We start from the raw sequence: 18,298 nt of genomic DNA on the forward strand, positions 1-18,298 counted from the left end.
TTGAATGTACAGGGTTATACAAAGGTTATTGTGTGGCATGAAGGGCTTTCTTATGTGTAAAACGGAGTTGGCAAATAGCGTAAGTGCGCGGACTTCGTTATAATATAGATATAAGTGAAAGGAGTAGTGAAGTTGGACTCTAAAATTTTCAAAACCCTAGAATATCAAAAAATTTTAAATAAACTAAGTCACTATGCTCAAACGGCGATTGGTCAGCAGACAGCCCAGCGGCTACAGCCCAGCGATGATTTGGAACATATCAAGAAATTGCTGAAAGGCACGGATGAGGCCTATGCTGCCGATCGACTTAAAGGAGTACCCTCTTTTAACGGAGTTGTGGATATTACTCCAGCGGTCAAGCGCGCACGTATCGGCGGAACACTGAGTCCGCAAGAGCTGCTTGGCATTCGGACAACAGTCCAGGCAGCACGCCGTGTACAGGTGTACGTGGCAAGCTTGCATGAGGAAAATCCAGTGGAAACACTGCTGTATTGGAGTGAACAGCTTTCAGAACAGAGAGGTCTGGAAAACTCGATTAAAGGCTGTATCGACGAAAATGCAGAGGTGCTGGATTCTGCCAGTACAGAGCTTTCACAGATCCGCAGAGAGCTGCGCTCGGGTGAAGTGCGTATTCGGGAAAAGCTGGATTCCATGATTCGTTCCTCCACCGTATCCAAAATGCTTCAGGATCAGTTGATTACGATCCGTGGAGACCGTTTTGTAATTCCGGTTAAAGCCGAGTATCGTTCTTATTTTGGCGGAATTGTGCATGATCAATCCGGGTCCGGGGCAACGCTGTTTATCGAGCCTGAATCCATCGTGGCCATGAACAACAAGCTGCGGGAAACACGGTTGAGAGAAGAACGCGAAATAGAAGTGATTTTACAAAAGCTGACTGCACTTGTCGCAGAACAAGCGGATATGCTGCTATATGATGTAGATGTTTTGGGGACGCTTGATTTTATTTTTGCCAAAGCGCGTCTTGCTCGTGAGATGAAGGCAACCTTGCCATTGATGAATGATCGTGGTTACTTGAAGCTGAAAAAAGGCAGACACCCTCTTATTCCGTTGGAGCAGGTCGTTCCGATTGATGTGGAGCTGGGCAATTCGTACACTTCCATTATCGTAACCGGACCGAATACTGGGGGGAAAACCGTAACGCTGAAAACCATCGGCTTGCTTAGTCTGATGGCGATGTCTGGACTTTTTGTGCCTGTAGAGGACGAAAGCCAATTGTGCGTATTTGATGCCATCTATGCAGATATTGGTGACGAGCAAAGTATTGAGCAAAACTTGAGTACTTTTTCCAGTCATATGACCAATATTATCAGCATTCTGAAAAATATGACGCCGAAAAGCCTTGTGTTGCTTGATGAGGTAGGTGCAGGAACCGATCCTGCGGAAGGCTCGGCTTTGGCTGTATCCATTCTGGAGCATATGCATGCTTTGGGTTGCCGTATGGTTGCGACGACTCACTACAGTGAATTGAAGGCCTATGCCTATGAGCGCAAAGGAATCATTAATGCGAGCATGGAGTTCGATGTTGCTACATTAAGCCCGACATACCGTCTTCTTGTAGGTGTACCCGGTCGAAGTAACGCTTTTGCCATTGCTGAGCGCTTGGGATTGCCGGGCCGTATTTTGGATTATGCACGTGGTGAGGTGACGGAAGAAGATCAGCGCGTAGAGCACATGATTGCGTCACTGGAACAGAACCGTTTGACAGCCGAGCAAGAGCGGGAAAAGGCGGAACAATTGCGAGGTGAAATGGAAGAACTGCGCACCCGTCACCAGAATGAACTGGAAAAGCTGGAAGCACAGCGGGAGCGTTTGCTGGAGAAAGCTGCGGACGAAGCGAGAAGTCTCGTGGACAAAGCTCGCAGTGAAGCGGAGATAATCATTGCTGATCTGCGTAAGTTGGCTCAGGAAGAAGGAGCTTCTGTTAAGGAACATAGGCTGATTGCAGCCCGCAAAGAGCTGGATGAAGCGGAACCGAAACAGCGTATGAAAAGCGCAGTCAAGCGCCCGGCGGCTACACGTACTCGCTCTATCGTAGCGGGTGATGAGGTATCCGTTCACAGCCTGAATAAAAAAGGTCATGTGGTGGAACTGTCTGGCAGCAAGGAAGCCGTGGTGCAGTTGGGCATCATGAAAATGAAGGTCAGTCTGGACGATCTGCAGCTGCTGCAACCCGCCCAAACAACTACACCTAGAGCCCAGAAACCGGTAACCGGCATTAAGCGAACACGGGATGATAATGTGCGAAACGAGCTTGATCTGCGTGGTGCGAACGTAGAGGAAGCACTGATGGAGGTAGATCGCTTCATGGATGAAGCATTTCTGGCCAATCTGGGGCAGGTACACATTATTCATGGCAAAGGTACAGGGGTTCTTCGGACCGGTATTCAGGAGTACCTTCGCAAGCATAAGCATGTGAAAAGCTACCGTATCGGAAATTACAATGAAGGCGGCACAGGCGTGACGGTTGCTGAATTGGAATGAGCTACGGGTTACTGGCTCCGGCCGGGAACGCTTTGTAGAACGGGAGGGACAAAGTGAAGATGGCGATTGATGAATTGCTGTCACATCCGTTAGGAATGATGCTGGGCTATTTCTCGGTGGCGGTGCTGGAGCTGATTGTATTTTTGTCTTGCTTTGAGCTGGTAACCCGGTATAAATGCTGGGAAGAGATCAAACGCGGCAATATTTCGGTAGCGATGGCTACGGGCGGGAAAATGTTTGGCATTTGCAACGTGCTCCGCTTTGCGATGGAGGCCAAATCCAGCGTGTACGATACGATGATTTGGTCGTTCGTTGGCTTTTTACTACTGCTTGCGGCGTACTTTCTGTTTGAGTTTCTGACACCGGTATTTTCAATCGATCAGGAAATTAAGGAGGACAACCGCGCTGTCGGCTTGTTCTCCATGATTATCTCGATATCGTTATCTTATGTGATTGGTGCCAGTGTAACTTGACACATCCTGTATACTAGAGCTTGGTATACGCTTGGAACGGAAGGATGATGAAGCTTGGAAATGACTATTTGTCCATGGTGTAACATGGAAATTATTTGGGATGAAGAATTGGGACCTGAAGAAGAGTGCCCTTATTGCCATAATGACCTGAAAGGGTATTCGGATATCACCGATGATGAAGATGAAACGGAGTCTGATTCTGCACATGTTGATGGGCATACGGATGAGCACCGACATGGAGAAAGTGAACACATGCATACTCTTGCACATGACCACGACCATAGCCATGATGATGCGACCTCTGTGGGTCAAGCAGCGCTTTCCCCTGTGAAGGAAGACCTAAAGGGCTATCGTACGTTAAGCATTCAGCTTGGGGATGATGATGAGCAGGATATTTTATATGAAGCAGAGGATGAAGCCGTAGTTGAAAAGCCGGCTGACGCTCCACTGTTACAGGACAACGAGCTTCACAAGCTGCCTGTGCTGCATACCCTGCAAAAATTCGAAGAAAGCGGTGCGGATCTGATGGCTTATGAACAAGGCGCTGAACAAATACTCGACAGACAAGATGAGGTTCTCGAATGTTCCCAATGCGGTGAATACATGCTGCATGCAGGTTCGCAAACCGTGACCGGAGAAGGCTTTGTACCGTCGATGTCTCCTGCGCTTGGCAGACCTGTTCTGGATTTGCCGTTTGTCTTAAATGTATATGTATGTCCAAGCTGCTTCCATGTTCAGCAGACGTTGTCAGAGGATGACCGATTGCGCTTGTTAGAGAAGCTGAGTGGTATTTCCAACAATTAAATTATATTCCCCCGGATAAGCCCAAGTTGAACTCGGGCATCTTAAACCGAAGAAGCTCTGAAGCAAGCTGAGATAAAAGGAGCTGAATGGTGATTTTCGGTTAGGGGGAACTACATTGAAATCAAACCTGAACGGACAATCCATTCTGCTGCTAAGCCTGAATGGATTGTTTGTGTTTGCGGCAGCTCTGTCAGGTACTTTTCTTAACGTATATCTGTGGAAAAGCAGGCAGGATTACGCGATGATTGGCTGGTTTAATGTCAGCCAGCAAATTGCGCTGGGAATCATGGTTTGGGTAGCTGGAAAATGGGTCAAGGAGCATAACAAAATGAATGCTCTGCGCGTAGGGACCGCATTGTCCGGGTTATTTTATCTGGTGGTTTTATATACGGGATCGCAGGCTGTAAACTACATATGGCCTTTAGGGATGCTATTGGGTGCAGCGTTGGGTTTGTTTTGGCTGGCTTTTAATGTGATTTTTTTCGAAGTCACAGATCAGGGAAGCCGGGATCATTTTAATGGCTGGGTCGGTCTGCTGGGTTCGTTTTCAGGTATTGTCGGTCCCTTGCTGTCCGGCTGGATTATTGCCCGTATGGAGGATGATGCGGGATATCGCGTGATATTTAGTATCTCTCTGGCACTTTATGTGGTAGGGGTAGTGCTGAGTTTCTTTCTTCACAAGCGTAAGACGACAGGAAGTTACAATTGGCAGGAGTCCAAGCAACGTTTGTCGCAAAAAGGAAGTATGTGGCGGCCATTGTCGTTGTCGCTTGTTACACAGGGTATTCGTGAAGGAGTTTTTGCATTTCTGATTACGCTGCTTGTGTATGTCGCTACTCAGCAGGAGTGGAAGCTGGCGCAGTTTTCACTTATTACATCCGCAGTTTCATTTTTCAGCTTTTGGGCTGTCGGCAAATGGCTCAAACCACAATATCGCTCGGTTGGCATGCTGTTGGGGGCCGTGCTGCTGGTGATTGTACTTTTGCCGTTACTGTGGCGTATGGAGTATAGCATGCTGTTGATTATGGGCATCGGGACCGCCTTGTTTTTGCCGTTATATTTAATCCCGATGATTTCTGCGAGCTTTGACCTGATGGGCGTGAGCGAAGAGGATGTTAATCAGAGGGTGGAACTGGTCGTACTGCGCGAGTTGTGTTTGATGGTAGGTCGATTGACCGGAATGCTTATCTTTCTGGGTGTGTTGAGTATGAGCAAGGCACCTATAGCCATGATCTGGCTGTTGATTGGGCTTGCGTTAATGCCCGTGGCGGGATGGGTATTTATGCGCAATGTGCTAAAGAAGGAGCAAACAACGAAGCAGAACAAGTCTCATTCCAAGGCACGACGCTGGCACAGGCAAACCGAGTAGCTTAAAATATATATTCAAAAAGAGCCTCCAAACCCACGAAAATGGGAATGGGAGGCTCTTTCGTGTTTCGTATTTATTAAGCCAGCGGCTCCGTTATTTCGGGTGAAGGCTTGGTGGTACGTGTTAGTGAAAAAAACTCTATCTCAGGTCGGTGTGTGCCCGTCAGTTCATCAGCCAACAGCTGTGCAGCCATCATGCTGGTGACTGTGCCGTTTCCCCCGTAGCCCTCCAAAAAGTAGCAGTTCGGAAAGCGCGGGTGCGGGCCAATATACGGTAAGCCATCATGGGAGGAGCCAAAGACGGCTGCCCACGCGTAATCAATCTTGAAGGGTATATCGGGAAAATGCTTCTGTAATGCTTGCAGCAGCTTTTTCTGTTGGTGCAGCAGCCTGACTTCACGCTGTCTCGGGTCGAGTACAGGCTCATCCAGCCCCCCGATAATCACGCGTCCATCCGTAGTGGAGCGTATATACAGATAAGGACGGGCGGTTTCCCAGATTAGACATTGCTCATGCCACATGGCTGAATCTCCAACCGGCTGGGTAGCAATCGCATAAGAGCTTTCCAGTATGGCTCCACGATCCTTTTTAATTTCCTGCGTTTCATAGCCTGCCGCAAAAATAACCTTTTTCGCCCGAATGGTTCCACCGCTGGTATGACAAACGACCTCATTGTCACCAAATTCAAAATGCTTCGCTTCGGTATGCTCATATAAGTGTACACCAAGACGGCTGGCAGATTGCAGGAGTCCCTGTGCAAAACGAAACGGATTTACCTCTGCATCTTCATGTGTATACAGCGCAGCCGGTTTTCGAAAAGGAAAACGTGCAGCCACCTGTTGCTCATCCCAATATTCCACTGGGAATCCAAAGCGGATTAGCTGTTCGAACTCGTTTTGGAGCACCGACACATCCTCCGGCGTACTCGCATAATATAGGCTGCTGCGCCGGATAAAGGACGGGTCGATGTCCACTGTGCTGGCCAGCTTTTCCAACTGATCCAGAGCATCCTTGCACATCCGATAAAACAGCACCCCATTAGCTTCGCCAAAAGTGTTGATAAAAGAAGTCAGCGTCTTATCATTGCTATATTGCAGCAATCCGGTATTGGCCGAAGAACTTCCGTGCGCCAGCTTACGCTTGTCAATGACCACTGTATCCACCTGTCGTTCTCCCAGCAGTCGGGCACAGATTGACCCACCCATCCCACCCCCGACGATAAGCACATCACAAGTCAAATCTTCTGTTAAAGAAGGAAAATCCAGTTTGTGCTCCAGGGTGCTAGGCCAATACGTATTCCCACTAATCAAATCCATAACAAAACACTCCCTATAAGCAATATCCAATGTGTGTGTAGTTATTTAAAGTAGTTCCGAGAAGCCATCAGGCTTCTCATATTTTAATACCCTTCACTTCCCACCCCAAAGGGGAGTCTTATCGAAATCTTTGGCGCGCCTTAGTGGTGGGCGTTTCCGCCAAAAGCAGCGAAGCGATTCATTTGAATCTGAAGAAGCGACAGCGTTCGCCTTTGCCATGGAATTCTTACCTCTAAATATTTTATAAAATCCAAAGAATCCCGAGGCAACAGCGATCGTAAGATCAAATGGATCGCGTAGCGTCCTCCTCAGGAACCGTACTTCACTAAATCGTCAAATTTCGATAAACTCCGCTCCTCTTCACATATACATATAATTCCGCCAAACGGACAAGCTAACCAGCGTGCAACAAAACATTTAAGGAGGCACAGACCATGCAATCTACGAACATGCAACCTTTGACTGGCAAAGAACTGGAGTACATCGTGGACTCCATTTCCAATGAAGAACTGCTGCTCAAGCAATGTGCGGCAACGGCAGCATCCGTTCAGCATCCTGCCATTCAGCAAGCTTGTCTGCAATTCGCGAGAACTCATGAGCACCACCTGAATCTGCTTTCAAATGCCCTTCAACAGCACCAGCAGATTGCCCCTATGCAACCGCAGCAGTAACTATGGATTAACCAACAAAGGAGGTAATATCACGATGTTTTCACAGAACAATACGTCATTTATGCCCGAAGAAGATTTGCTCTATACCATTCTTGCCGATATGAAACGCACTGTGGGAGAATATACAACGGCGACAACTGAATCCAATTGTCCGTCTGTGCGCCAGCTTTTCACCGACCTTACGAGCGATACACTGCGTCTGCAAGGTGATTTGTACCGTTTGATGAGTCAGAACAACATGTACTCCACCACGACCAAAGCGTTGCGCACCGATTTGGACAAACAGATTCAGGAAGCCCGAAAAACCCAACAGGAATGCCAGCAGTTCATTCAGCAAAAATCGTCCTCCGCGGGAGTGTATAGCCAGCCTATGCATCAACAGGGCCAGCCTTCTCACCAAAACAACCCTTACTATATGTAAACGGGGCACTCCGCTTTTGAAGCTTTTTCTCATAACAAGCCGTCCGTCTGCCGGGTTCACCGGGGCGGGCGGTTTTTCTTTGCAGGTTTAAAGCACGTATTGTATGATGTATAGTAATCTCTTTTGATGGAGGCCTTATGTAGAATGACAGAACTGAATGATTTGAAATTAAAAGTGCTGGAATTGTTAAAAGAAGATGCAAGAAGGACGCCGACTCTGCTTGCTACCTTGCTGGGAGTTGCCGAACAGGATGTATGTACCGCGATTAAAGAGCTTGAAGACCAGCATGTGATCGTCAAATACGCCGCTGTGGTTAATTGGGATAAAGTTGACGACGAAAAGGTTACTGCTTTAATTGAGGTGCAAATTACACCGGAGCGGGGAAGAGGATTTGAAGGCATCGCTGAACGGATTTATTTGTATCCACAAGTTAAATCGGTATATCTCATGTCTGGTGCATACGACTTGTTAGTGGAAGTAGAAGGACGCAATCTTCGCGAGGTAGCGAACTTTGTGTCGGAAAAGCTGTCGCCTATTGATTCGGTCCTGTCTACCAAGACCAATTTTACGCTCAAAAAATACAAACAGGACGGAATTATCTTCGAAGATCATCAGGAAGATAATCGTCTGATGATTTCGCCGTAAAGGAAGATCATGATGAATATCAAACCTGAAGCATTGACTGACAGTAACAAAGCCATGAGCTCGTATTTGTCTCCATTGGTGCGCGAGATTCCATCCTCGGGCATTCGTAAGTTTTTTGATCTGGTGGGCGGCAACAAGGATATTATTACTCTGGGGGTAGGCGAACCGGATTTTACAACCCCTTGGCATATGCGGGAAGCCTGCGTCTACTCATTGGAGCGGGGTTTTACCAGCTATACTTCCAACGCGGGGACGCCTGAACTGCGTGAGGCGATTAGTGAATATCTGGATGAGCAATTTGCAGTCCGCTATGATCCAAAAAGTGAAATCATCGTGACGGTGGGCGGCAGCGAAGCGATTGACCTGGCTTTGCGTGCGTTAATTGTACCTGGCGACGAAATTCTGGTTCCTGAGCCATGCTACATTTCGTATTCTCCGATCACTTCGATTGGCGGCGGTATTCCCGTAGGGATTGAAACCTTCGCCAAGGATGAATTCAAGCTGACAGCAGAGGCGCTGGAGGCTAAAATCACACCTAAATCCAAAGTGCTGATATTATGCTATCCGAGCAATCCAACCGGGGCGACCATGACCTATGAGGATTGGCTTCCGATTGCGAAAGTTGTAGAAAAGCATGATTTGATCGTCATTTCTGATGAAATTTATGCAGAGTTGAACTATGGTGAGAAGCATGTTAGCTTCGCGGCTATGCCAGGCATGATGGATCGTACCATTCTCGTCAGCGGTTTTTCCAAAGCCTTCGCCATGACGGGCTGGCGTATTGGATATACATGCGGGCACCCTGATTTAATTGCCGCTATGCTTAAAATCCACCAGTATACCGTGATGTGTGCGCCTTCGATGGGTCAGGTTGCGGCTCTTGAGGGTCTACGCAATGGTTTGGGCGAGAAGGATCGCATGGTGGAAGCTTACAATCAGCGTCGCCGTCTGATGGTTGAGGGGTTCCGGGAAATTGGTCTGGAATGCCACGAACCGAGAGGGGCTTTTTATGTTTTCCCAAGTATTCAAAGCACAGGGCTGAGCTCGGATGAGTTTGCGCAGCGTCTTTTGGCAGAGGCCAAGGTTGCGGCGGTGCCGGGGAACGTATTCGGTTTGGGGGGCGAAGGATACCTTCGTTGCTCATATGCGACCTCTGTGTCTCAACTGACAGAAGCATTGGATCGTATTGGTCATTTTGTAGAAAAAGTAAGAAAAGAAGGTTAAAATTATTTTTTTATGGGTAATTCATAGAAAAAAGTATTTTATTTCTAAATTTATATGCTATAATGTAAAATCGAAAGCAGGAAGTTCAATTTTTCAATTGCAGGAGGAATGATCATGTCATATGTTGGATATAATTCATCGGGTTCAATAGGATACGACATTTCCCTGGAAGATGAAATTTTGTTCCTGCGCAATGAGATGATGCGGACGTTTCAGGAAGAGAAGTCCTTCACCTCTGATCTTGTCATTGAGATCAGTTGCAAGCTCGATTTGAAAATTAACGAATACATGAAGCTGTACGGTACGGAATGCAAGGTGTAACCGTGTGAAGCCAAGCCGTACGTATAGAGAAGGCCGCAGGGCCTTCTTTTTTTGCGTTCACAACTTATGATATATTAGTGGCATGGAAGAGGGGGCGTACATATGAGAGCAGGGCTGAAAAGGCTGTCGCCATGGATTATCGGAATGCTGGCACTCGTGCTGTTGGCGGGATGCGGGGGGCGGGACAAGGACAGTTTCACCATTTTTATCATGGATAAGCAAGGGGATGCTTCAATTATTCGTGATGAGCTGGCGCAAAAGCTTAAGGATAAACTGGGCGAACAGGCTCCAACCATCGAGCTTGCAGTTAGCCCATTGTATAACCAGCAGAAACTGGTCGTTGAATATGCGGCCGGGGAAAACGACCTGTTTATTTTGCCGGAAGAGGATATGAAGTTGTATGGACAGAATGGTTCGAATTTGCCTTTAGACGATGCTTTTGACAAGAAAACGTATGCTCGGGGTGTGTTCGAGGGCGGCGTATTTAAGGAGAAGGAGCAGGGGGAAAAAGGAACAGATATGATCAAGGAAACTCATTTGTTCGGGATTCCGGTGGAGCAGATGAAGATGTTCAAGGATGTAAAATATAACTCCAAAACATTATTTGCTACCGTGCCACCGCGTACGAGTAATAAGGAAGAAGCCATTAAGGTATTAAAAGCACTGACGGAATGATAGAGGGGATGAGATACCATGGGGATTTATACAAGAACAGGTGATGAGGGACAAACCTCGGTGATCGGCGGTCGGGTGGCCAAGGATGATGACCGTGTGGAGGCATACGGTACGATTGACGAACTGAACAGCTTTGTAGGTCAAGCGATCAGCTTTGCCGAAGGGGAAAAGTTTGCAGATATTCGGACCCAATTGGAGGAAGTACAGCAGGAACTGTTTGATTGCGGTTCGGATTTGGCGTTTGTCAAAATCAACGAAAGCAAATACAAGGTGAAGGATGAGCTGGCAGAGCGGCTGGAAGGCTGGATTGATGCATGTCAGGAGGAAAATCCGAAGGTCGAGCGTTTTATTATTCCGGGAGGCAGCACGTTGTCCTCAGCGCTTCATGTTTGTCGTACGGTTTGCCGCCGAGCGGAACGTCGTGCTGTCACACTGGGCAAGCATACGGAAATCAATCCTGCGGTACGTCGGTATTTGAACCGTCTGTCCGATTATTTCTTCGTCGTGGCCCGCACCGCGAATGTACGTCAAGGGGTGCCGGATGTCGAATATGTGCGCAGCAAAAAAGTGTTCCGCAAATAAGGAGGCAACCGGGAATTTGTGATGAGCTTGTACTATGAACCTATCGTGTATACGATCCCTCCTGAGGAGGAGGGAATGCTGTTGAAGACCATTTTGCAAAAACGTATGAATGTTTCACGCAAGCTGATATCCAAACTCAAGCTGACGGAACAAGGCATTATGCTGAACGGAACACGAGTGTATATCAGTGTAAAGGTACAGTCCGGGGATCGGGTGGAAATTCGTATGGAGCGAGAGCGTTCTGATGATATTTTGCCTGAACCGATTCCTTTTGACATTTTGTTTGAGGATGAGCATTTATTGGTTGTCAACAAGGCGGCGGGTATGATTGTCCATCCTACTCACGGTCATTACACGGGAACACTGGCTAATGGGATTGTGCATTATTGGCAGGCCAAAGGTGAGCTGTTCCGGTTTCGCCCCGTTCATCGTCTGGATCAGGAGACGACTGGCGTTCTTGTGGTGGCTAAAAATCCATATGTACACCAGCATATTTCAGAGCAAATGATTATGGGAACGGTGGATAAGCGTTACACTGCCCTGGTGCACGGTTGCCCTGATCCACAGACAGGCAGGGTGGATGGGCCGATTGACCGTAATCCGGATGATCCACATTTGCGCATGGTGACCCCTGATGGTTATCCGGCCCTTACACTGTATAAGCTGGAGGAAGCCTGGAATGAGGGGAGCCGCATCGGGATTAAGCTGGAATCCGGGCGTACGCACCAAATCCGGGTACACATGACTTCTATCGGATGTCCGTTGATTGGAGATAAAATGTACCGAAATACGCCTGATGACGCTGCACAACGTGAGCGCTATGATCAGTTGGATGCCCAGATGCCCCGACAGGCATTGCATGCCTCAGAGCTGTCCTTGGTGCATCCTGTGACCGGAGAGCAGCTGACGTTTTGCGCTCCTTTGCCGGACGATATGGCCAAGTTGCAAGAGGTGTTAAGAAATCAAAATGGAGGGTTAGCATAACAATGAGCCAGTTGAAAGTATACCAGTACTCTAAATGCAGCACTTGCCGCAATGCAGTGAAATGGCTGCAAAGCAAGGAACATGAAACGGAATTGGTTCCTATTTTTGAACAACCTCCCAGCCCGGAGGAATTAGCTGATTTAATCAGCAAAAGTGGACTGGAGCTGAAAAAGTTTTTCAATACGAGCGGTGAGGCTTATAAGGATCTAAAGCTAAAGGACAAGTTGGCAGACATGAGCCGTGAAGAACAAATCTCGCTTTTATCCTCGAATGGAAGATTGATCAAGCGCCCGATTGTAACAGACGGGAACAAAGTAACGGTAGGCTTCAAAGAGGAAACATTTGAGGAAGCATGGGGCGCTCAATAACGTCCAATTCGGCTCCGTGATATGTTATACTGTTGGGGTTAAATAATAATATCATGAATGGGAGCAATACAATCTGTGACACAACGTAAAGAACAATCCATAATGCTGGTTGACGGCATGGCTCTGTTATTCCGCGCTTATTATGCAACTGCTGCAAACGGTTATATAAGGCGTACAAAGGCCGGAGTGCCAACGAACGCCATATATGGTTTTATTCGATATTTTTGGGATGCGGTACAAACATATAATCCAACGCATGTCGTATGCTGCTGGGATATGGGAGGAACGACGTTTCGCGGGGAGCATTTTGCTGCGTACAAGGGGAATCGGGCTGACGCGCCAGATGATTTGATTCCCCAATTTACATTGATCCGTGAAGTGACGGACAGCCTCGGCATTCCTAACATTGGAGCGGCAGGCTTTGAAGCGGATGATTGTATCGGTACGCTGGCACGCCTTTATACGCAGACTGAGGACATGGATGTAATGATTCTCTCCGGAGATCACGATTTACTCCAATTGGTGGATGAGCGGACACGGGTCATTATTATGAAAAAAGGCCACGGCAATTATATGGTGTATACCCCGGAAACGCTGCTGTCCGAAAAAGGACTCAAACCTCGCCAAGTCGTGGACCTCAAGGGACTAATGGGGGATGCAAGTGACAATTATCCGGGAGTACGGGGCATTGGTGAGAAGACGGCACTCAAGCTGGTACAGGAATATGACTCCATTGAAGGTATTCTGGAGAATCTGGATCAATTGACGCCGGCGGTGCGCAAAAAGATCGAGAGTGATCTGGATATGCTGCATTTGTCACGTAAGTTGGCTGAAATTCACTGTGGTGTACCTGTAGCATGCGAACTGGACAGCTGTCTGCTGACACTGGATCATGTGCAAATTGTAGACAAGTTTGAGGAGCTTGAAATGAAAAGCTTGTGTACGTTAATGGGTGTGGCAACTGGATCATAACGAAGCCAGCTTGGCTTCACAAGTACAACCCGGAGCTCTCATTACACATATGAGGATGCTGGCGCTTTGTGCGTTAGTGTCCTTTTAAGGGGATTGACCTTGGATACGTTTCAGGAGAATATAGGGTAGAGAGAATCGGATCATGACTGAGAGGGGACAACAGCAGCTATGACAGTATTGGGAGCAATTGAGGCAGGCGGTACCAAATTTGTATGTGGAATTGGCAACGAACAGGGAGAGGTGCTGGAACGCGCGAGCTTTCCGACAGCCACGCCAGCAGAAACGATGGCGAATGTCGTTGCATTTTTTGAAGGGAAGGGCATTGAAGCGCTGGGTGTAGGGTCGTTTGGGCCGATTGATCCTATCGAAGGCAGTGATACATATGGCTATATTACAACAACGCCAAAGCCGCATTGGGGCAATTATAACCTGATCGGCAAACTGAAAGAGCATTTTGACGTACCTATGGGATTTGACACGGATGTGAACGGTGCAGCATTGGGCGAATCCATCTGGGGGGCGGCTAAGGGACTGGATAGCTGTCTCTATATTACGATAGGTACAGGTATCGGAGCGGGTGCTCAGGTCGGTGGAAAGCTGATTCATGGACTGTCCCATCCTGAAATGGGCCATATTCTGGTGCGTCGTCATCCGGAAGATACCTATGAAGGGACATGTCCTTATCACGGAGATTGTCTGGAAGGGCTGGCTGCGGGTCCTGCACTTGAAAAAAGATGGAAGGTCAAAGGCCATGAGCTTTCTGTGGATCACCCGGCATGGGAGATGGAAGCTTATTATTTGGCACAGGCTTTGATGAGCTATGTATTGATTCTTTCACCGCAAAAAATTATTATGGGCGGCGGAGTGATGAAGCAGGAGCAACTGTTCCCACTCGTTCGCGCCGAGCTTCAAAAACTGTTGAACGGATACGTACAGCATCGGAGTCTGACTACAGAAATTGATCAATATATCGTGGCCCCAGGCTTGGGAGACAATGCCGGATTGTGCGGTGCTCTTGCCTTGGCAAAGGAAAAGCTGAACAAATGATAATTTTGGGTTGACGGCGATCCGAGGTACGGTTATCATATAGGCAACAGTATAGTACGGCTCAAAAAGGGAAGCACCTTTCTTGCGAATACGCGGGATAGGTGCTTTTTTTGCGTTTGGCGTTGTACCGGACTGTAACCCAATTATAAGCATGGAGGAAAAAAGCATGGAAATTGTATTTTTAAACCGCTTGTCCAAACGGAATGAACAGGGCCATGAGCTATTTGCCCAGGTATGGATTGGTCAACATGATGGGGTATGGAGTGCAGGATGGAGCACACAACACAGCTTGGATGAAAGTACAGATGATCTTTGGTATGAGGGCAGCTTGTGGCAGGAGTTGCTGCATGTATACCGCCATGAGCTGGCGCTGAAGATGGCAGAGGGCTACAGACCCTTAATCCATGGTGTTTTTCATGAGCAGGAAGGGGCAGGGGCAGCAGGACGTGGACAAACATTACAAAAGCTGTATTGCTATAGTGATTTGTTTCCGCGTGATGATGTGTATGAGCAATTGACGATGTGGAGGCGGCAAAAGGCGGCTGCCGAGCGAAAGGCACCTTATTTTATCGCTACCAATCGTCTGCTCCGGTTGATTAGCGTCTATCTTCCCCATACCGAGGAGGAGTTGCTGGAGCTACCAGGGATGGGGCAAGGTAAAATATCTCAATATGGGCCAGAGCTACTGGCTATAACGACACAAAATGACCGGACTACGCCATTTCCGCTAAATTGGGTAACAGAGACGCTGGATGAGGAAGTTTTCTTATCATGGCTGTACAAGCAAAAAGAGACCCAGTATAAGCAGGAACTGAATAAATTCAGTCTGACAAAAACCATTATTGAAGGTATTTCAGACGGTCTTACATTGGAGCATATCGGACTGAAGGCGGGGTTACATCGTAGAGAAATGATTGAAGCAGTAGAGCATTTGGATAGAGATGGAATCGATATGGAAAAACTGATCCGTCAGGAATTGGTGAACGTATCTGAAGAAGAGCAGATGGCGATCTGGTCTGCGTTTGAAGAACTGGGGGATACGCTGCTCAAGCCCGTCATGCTGCGGGTATATGGTGAGGAACAGGCTGCGGAAAAGGGATTGGATCAAGTTTATGAGCGGCTGCGTCTGATTCGTATCCGTTTTCGTCATCAGGTAGCATCAGAACGACATGCGGGATAACATAGCGCAAATATAAAAATAACCACACAAAAAAAGCAGCAGCTATATCCTGTGAGGATACGGCTGCCGCTGATTCTTTTCAAACCCAGTCCTTCTTGCGGAAAATACAAAACATGCTTACACCCAGCGCCACCATAATACCAATGACGACAAAATAACCATAACGTGTATGAAGCTCAGGCATATTATCAAAGTTCATACCATAAATTCCGGTAATAACAGTCAACGGCATAAACACGGTTGTAATCGCTGTAAACACGCGCATGATTTCATTCGCACGGTTAGCGATACTGGATTGATAAGCCTCTCGAAGGTTACCCATTAGATCGCGGTAAGTTTCGAAAGTCTCCGAAATTTTCACGGCATTTTCATAAATGTCGCTGAAATATTTTTGCAATTGATCGTCAATCAGCCGTAAATCCCGTTTGTTCAACGTATTGATGACTTCTTTTTGTGGACCAAGCACTTTTTTCAGCCACAGGATCTCACTGCGTAAGCCGATAATTTCATTCAAATGCGATTTTTTCGTATGCATCAGAATGTCTTCTTCCAGCTTTTCAATGCGAACCTCAATCCGGTCACCAACCAGAAAATAGTTGTCAACAATCAAATCGATCAACAGATACATAAAACGGTCAGGCTGGCTAACCTCCTGCTCCCATAGCATAGGCTTGAGGGTACGTAGCTCATTGATTTTCTGCTTCGTCACCGTAATGATAAAATGGCGGCCTAGGAAAATGTTCAAAGCACGTAAAAATATTTCTTCATCATCAAAACGAATACTGTTTACAACGATAAAATAATGGCTCTCGTAAATTTCAATCTTTGGACGCTGCTCTTCTTCACTCAAACAGTCCTCTACCGCGAGATCATGCATGGAGAACAAAGGCTGGAGCACTGCCAGATCATCAACATCGGCATCAATCCAATAAAAGCCTTCTGCTGGCGGAGTAAGCGCCATTTCAATTTCTTCGACAGGGGTAAAAACCCCATTGTTTACCAAACGGATTTTCATATATGTCACTCCTTATGCTCCGTCGTAACGGAAAATACGTGTATCTCAAGCATAAGGAATGGACTCAGTTAGCCAGTTAGCCGGATCGGGTAAGCGGCATCCCATCAAAAGCCAGAGGCTTTTGGAGCATGCAGAGCCTGGCGTCCCGTCTTTCGGCAAGCTGAAGTCATTCCTATGCTGTTGTTCAGGGATCGCCGCCTATTCGGACTCGGGTCGCCTTCCATTCCGGATTCACCTCACAAATGTTCTTTTTAGGTTGCCACAGTATCGCAGAAAGCACTCTAAATCTGCACCACTGCTTTATATTTTCGCCTATAGCACTTGTATAGTATAACGCTCGGCCTACAGCCTTTCAAGCGCAAAATCATGGGCTAAATCAACAGGAGTGACAAGAGCTTCGGCGATGGGGTAATGTATGATTTAACATATGGAAATGTAAGACGAAATGTGAATGCAGGGGTGGAAAATTACAAGTCCCATCTTGACGAAGCCCAGCGGATGCATTAAAGTGAACAACAAGAACTTTTTATGAACCCAAAATGAATATAGCGAAATCTTATCAAGAGCAGGTGGAGGGACTAGCCCGATGATACCCGGCAACCGGCGATTTTAATCGCACGGTGCTAATTCTTGCAGGACGCGCGCTTTTTACAAAGAGCGATGCCCTGACAGATGAGAGAGGCGCATATGGATACAAATATGACCTTTCTCGTAACCGAGGAAGGTCTTTTTATTATATGCCCGGCATCTCAACATGACGATTTTCGCAAAAAACTTCACCGAACAAGGAGTGAATTTACATGCCGATTAAAATTCCGGATACACTACCTGCCAAGGAAGTGCTGGAGGGCGAAAATATTTTCGTAATGGATGAAAGCCTGGCCTATCATCAGGATATTCGTCCGTTGCGCATCGCCATTTTGAATTTGATGCCTACCAAAGAGACAACGGAAACCCAACTGTTGCGTCTGGTCGGCAATACCCCGCTTCAAGTGGACGTTACGCTGGTGCACATGAAGTCGCATGTATCTAAAAATACATCGCAGGAATATTTGAACATGTTTTATAAAACCTTTGACGAGATCAGAAACAGCCGTTTTGACGGTATGGTTATTACGGGAGCACCCGTTGAACAGCTTGAGTTTGAAGATGTGAACTACTGGGAGGAAATCCGGCAAATTTTTGAATGGACGAAAACGAATGTAACTTCGACCATGCATATCTGTTGGGCTTCACAGGCGGGTCTGTACCATCATTTCGATGTTCCTAAATACGGACTTGATTACAAATGTTTTGGCGTGTTTTCACATAGCGTTATTAAACCTAAAGTGAAATTGCTACGCGGTTTTGATGAATTGTTTTATGCACCTCATTCCCGGCATACAGAGGTTCGGCGCGAAGATATTGAGCATATTGCCGAACTGGAGCTTTTATCCGAATCTGAGGAAGCCGGAGTGTATCTGGTAGCTACGCGTGATGGCAAACAAATCTTTGTGACTGGGCATTCCGAATACGATCCACTTTCCCTGAAATGGGAATATGATCGTGATGTCGCCAAAGGGATGGATATTGAAGTACCGAAAAATTATTTTCCCAACAATGACCCTGAGCGTACACCGCCCTCAACCTGGCGTGCGCATGCCAATTTATTATTTTCAAATTGGCTCAACTATTATGTATACCAAGAAACCCCTTTCGATATCGGGCCCCAGATTTAAAAAAGGGGCTTA

At 47.2% G+C, this 18,298-nt stretch carries 19 protein-coding genes and 1 riboswitch; of the genes, 17 read left to right on the top strand and 2 right to left on the bottom strand.

Annotation, left to right across the window (positions count from 1 at the left end):
- Positions 1-132 precede the first annotated feature (132 nt).
- The 4 genes from ABIA61_RS13255 to ABIA61_RS13270 all read left to right on the top strand — a co-directional run bounded on the left by ABIA61_RS13255 (position 133) and on the right by ABIA61_RS13270 (position 5,148).
- Positions 133-2,502 (top strand): endonuclease MutS2, encoded by a 2,370-nt coding sequence (locus tag ABIA61_RS13255; RefSeq protein ID WP_404520017.1) that lies wholly within the window; start codon positions 133-135, stop codon positions 2,500-2,502.
- A gap of 59 nt (positions 2,503-2,561) precedes the next feature.
- Positions 2,562-2,975, top strand: a complete 414-nt coding sequence (locus ABIA61_RS13260) for a DUF350 domain-containing protein (RefSeq protein WP_007429540.1) — start codon at positions 2,562-2,564, stop codon at positions 2,973-2,975.
- Between the two features lie 54 nt (positions 2,976-3,029).
- Complete coding sequence (locus ABIA61_RS13265) at positions 3,030-3,779, top strand: hypothetical protein (protein ID WP_283655229.1); 750 nt, start codon at positions 3,030-3,032, stop codon at positions 3,777-3,779.
- 115 nt (positions 3,780-3,894) lie between these two features.
- The gene (locus tag ABIA61_RS13270) at positions 3,895-5,148 is read left to right on the top strand and encodes an MFS transporter (RefSeq protein ID WP_283655230.1); all 1,254 of its coding nucleotides are present in this window, start codon (positions 3,895-3,897) and stop codon (positions 5,146-5,148) included.
- A 76-nt stretch (positions 5,149-5,224) separates the two neighbouring features.
- Here the strand turns inward: ABIA61_RS13270 and ABIA61_RS13275 are convergent, their stop codons facing one another.
- Positions 5,225-6,463, bottom strand: coding sequence for an NAD(P)/FAD-dependent oxidoreductase (locus ABIA61_RS13275; RefSeq protein WP_283655231.1), 1,239 nt, complete (start codon positions 6,461-6,463; stop codon positions 5,225-5,227).
- A gap of 434 nt (positions 6,464-6,897) precedes the next feature.
- On the opposite strand from ABIA61_RS13275, the gene ABIA61_RS13280 reads away from it, so the two are divergent.
- The 12 genes from ABIA61_RS13280 (at position 6,898) to ABIA61_RS13335 (ending at position 15,553) form a co-directional block, all read left to right on the top strand.
- Complete coding sequence (locus ABIA61_RS13280; protein ID WP_044646651.1) at positions 6,898-7,134, top strand: hypothetical protein; 237 nt, start codon at positions 6,898-6,900, stop codon at positions 7,132-7,134.
- Positions 7,135-7,168: 34 nt separating this feature from the next.
- Positions 7,169-7,555, top strand: coding sequence for a spore coat protein (locus ABIA61_RS13285; protein WP_014280585.1), 387 nt, complete (start codon positions 7,169-7,171; stop codon positions 7,553-7,555).
- Between the two features lie 144 nt (positions 7,556-7,699).
- Positions 7,700-8,200: an Lrp/AsnC family transcriptional regulator gene (locus ABIA61_RS13290; protein WP_014280586.1), complete on the top strand. Its 501-nt coding sequence runs from the start codon at positions 7,700-7,702 to the stop codon at positions 8,198-8,200.
- A gap of 12 nt (positions 8,201-8,212) precedes the next feature.
- Positions 8,213-9,424 carry an aminotransferase class I/II-fold pyridoxal phosphate-dependent enzyme gene (locus ABIA61_RS13295; RefSeq protein ID WP_283656226.1) on the top strand — a complete coding sequence of 404 codons (1,212 nt, stop codon included), beginning with the start codon at positions 8,213-8,215 and terminating at the stop codon, positions 9,422-9,424.
- A 114-nt stretch (positions 9,425-9,538) separates the two neighbouring features.
- A complete protein-coding gene (locus ABIA61_RS13300; RefSeq protein ID WP_044646649.1) occupies positions 9,539-9,745 on the top strand; it encodes an aspartyl-phosphate phosphatase Spo0E family protein in 207 nt (68 codons plus the stop codon).
- 102 nt (positions 9,746-9,847) lie between these two features.
- Positions 9,848-10,420, top strand: a complete 573-nt coding sequence (locus ABIA61_RS13305; protein ID WP_283655232.1) for a hypothetical protein — start codon at positions 9,848-9,850, stop codon at positions 10,418-10,420.
- 18 nt (positions 10,421-10,438) lie between these two features.
- On the top strand, positions 10,439-11,002 hold the full coding sequence (locus ABIA61_RS13310; protein ID WP_283655233.1) for a cob(I)yrinic acid a,c-diamide adenosyltransferase: 564 nt from the start codon (positions 10,439-10,441) through the stop codon (positions 11,000-11,002).
- A gap of 21 nt (positions 11,003-11,023) precedes the next feature.
- A complete protein-coding gene (locus tag ABIA61_RS13315) occupies positions 11,024-11,986 on the top strand; it encodes an RluA family pseudouridine synthase (protein WP_404580854.1) in 963 nt (320 codons plus the stop codon).
- Between the two features lie 2 nt (positions 11,987-11,988).
- Complete coding sequence (locus ABIA61_RS13320; RefSeq protein WP_283655234.1) at positions 11,989-12,354, top strand: arsenate reductase family protein; 366 nt, start codon at positions 11,989-11,991, stop codon at positions 12,352-12,354.
- Between the two features lie 75 nt (positions 12,355-12,429).
- Positions 12,430-13,326, top strand: a complete 897-nt coding sequence (locus tag ABIA61_RS13325; protein ID WP_283655235.1) for a 5'-3' exonuclease — start codon at positions 12,430-12,432, stop codon at positions 13,324-13,326.
- A gap of 168 nt (positions 13,327-13,494) precedes the next feature.
- Positions 13,495-14,373 (top strand): ROK family protein, encoded by an 879-nt coding sequence (locus tag ABIA61_RS13330; protein WP_283655236.1) that lies wholly within the window; start codon positions 13,495-13,497, stop codon positions 14,371-14,373.
- A gap of 166 nt (positions 14,374-14,539) precedes the next feature.
- Positions 14,540-15,553: an HRDC domain-containing protein gene (locus tag ABIA61_RS13335; RefSeq protein WP_404580828.1), complete on the top strand. Its 1,014-nt coding sequence runs from the start codon at positions 14,540-14,542 to the stop codon at positions 15,551-15,553.
- A gap of 79 nt (positions 15,554-15,632) precedes the next feature.
- Here ABIA61_RS13335 and corA read toward each other — a convergent pair whose 3' ends face one another.
- The gene (corA, locus tag ABIA61_RS13340; RefSeq protein WP_014280596.1) at positions 15,633-16,568 is read right to left on the bottom strand and encodes a magnesium/cobalt transporter CorA; all 936 of its coding nucleotides are present in this window, start codon (positions 16,566-16,568) and stop codon (positions 15,633-15,635) included.
- Between the two features lie 553 nt (positions 16,569-17,121).
- Positions 17,122-17,247: riboswitch (SAM riboswitch) on the top strand.
- 121 nt (positions 17,248-17,368) lie between these two features.
- Between corA and metA the strand changes: the two genes are divergently transcribed.
- Positions 17,369-18,286: a homoserine O-acetyltransferase MetA gene (gene metA / locus ABIA61_RS13345; protein ID WP_283655238.1), complete on the top strand. Its 918-nt coding sequence runs from the start codon at positions 17,369-17,371 to the stop codon at positions 18,284-18,286.
- Positions 18,287-18,298: the final 12 nt, after the last annotated feature.

This window comes from Paenibacillus sp. RC21, assembly GCF_044907935.1.
In the GTDB taxonomy this organism is placed as follows: Bacteria; Bacillota; Bacilli; order Paenibacillales; family Paenibacillaceae; genus Paenibacillus; species Paenibacillus terrae_A.

What these genes read in the sequence shown, in the direction of transcription:
- ABIA61_RS13260 (WP_007429540.1), top strand. Translation starts at nt 2,562, where the DNA reads ATGGCGATTGATGAATTGCTGTCACATCCGTTAGGAATGATGCTGGGC.
- ABIA61_RS13275 (WP_283655231.1), bottom strand. Translation starts at nt 6,463, where the DNA reads ATGGATTTGATTAGTGGGAATACGTATTGGCCTAGCACCCTGGAGCAC.
- ABIA61_RS13280 (WP_044646651.1), top strand. Translation starts at nt 6,898, where the DNA reads ATGCAATCTACGAACATGCAACCTTTGACTGGCAAAGAACTGGAGTAC.
- ABIA61_RS13285 (WP_014280585.1), top strand. Translation starts at nt 7,169, where the DNA reads ATGTTTTCACAGAACAATACGTCATTTATGCCCGAAGAAGATTTGCTC.
- ABIA61_RS13290 (WP_014280586.1), top strand. Translation starts at nt 7,700, where the DNA reads ATGACAGAACTGAATGATTTGAAATTAAAAGTGCTGGAATTGTTAAAA.
- ABIA61_RS13295 (WP_283656226.1), top strand. Translation starts at nt 8,213, where the DNA reads ATGAATATCAAACCTGAAGCATTGACTGACAGTAACAAAGCCATGAGC.
- ABIA61_RS13300 (WP_044646649.1), top strand. Translation starts at nt 9,539, where the DNA reads ATGTCATATGTTGGATATAATTCATCGGGTTCAATAGGATACGACATT.
- ABIA61_RS13305 (WP_283655232.1), top strand. Translation starts at nt 9,848, where the DNA reads ATGAGAGCAGGGCTGAAAAGGCTGTCGCCATGGATTATCGGAATGCTG.
- ABIA61_RS13310 (WP_283655233.1), top strand. Translation starts at nt 10,439, where the DNA reads ATGGGGATTTATACAAGAACAGGTGATGAGGGACAAACCTCGGTGATC.
- ABIA61_RS13315 (WP_404580854.1), top strand. Translation starts at nt 11,024, where the DNA reads ATGAGCTTGTACTATGAACCTATCGTGTATACGATCCCTCCTGAGGAG.
- ABIA61_RS13320 (WP_283655234.1), top strand. Translation starts at nt 11,989, where the DNA reads ATGAGCCAGTTGAAAGTATACCAGTACTCTAAATGCAGCACTTGCCGC.
- ABIA61_RS13330 (WP_283655236.1), top strand. Translation starts at nt 13,495, where the DNA reads ATGACAGTATTGGGAGCAATTGAGGCAGGCGGTACCAAATTTGTATGT.
- ABIA61_RS13335 (WP_404580828.1), top strand. Translation starts at nt 14,540, where the DNA reads ATGGAAATTGTATTTTTAAACCGCTTGTCCAAACGGAATGAACAGGGC.
- corA (WP_014280596.1), bottom strand. Translation starts at nt 16,568, where the DNA reads ATGAAAATCCGTTTGGTAAACAATGGGGTTTTTACCCCTGTCGAAGAA.
- metA (WP_283655238.1), top strand. Translation starts at nt 17,369, where the DNA reads ATGCCGATTAAAATTCCGGATACACTACCTGCCAAGGAAGTGCTGGAG.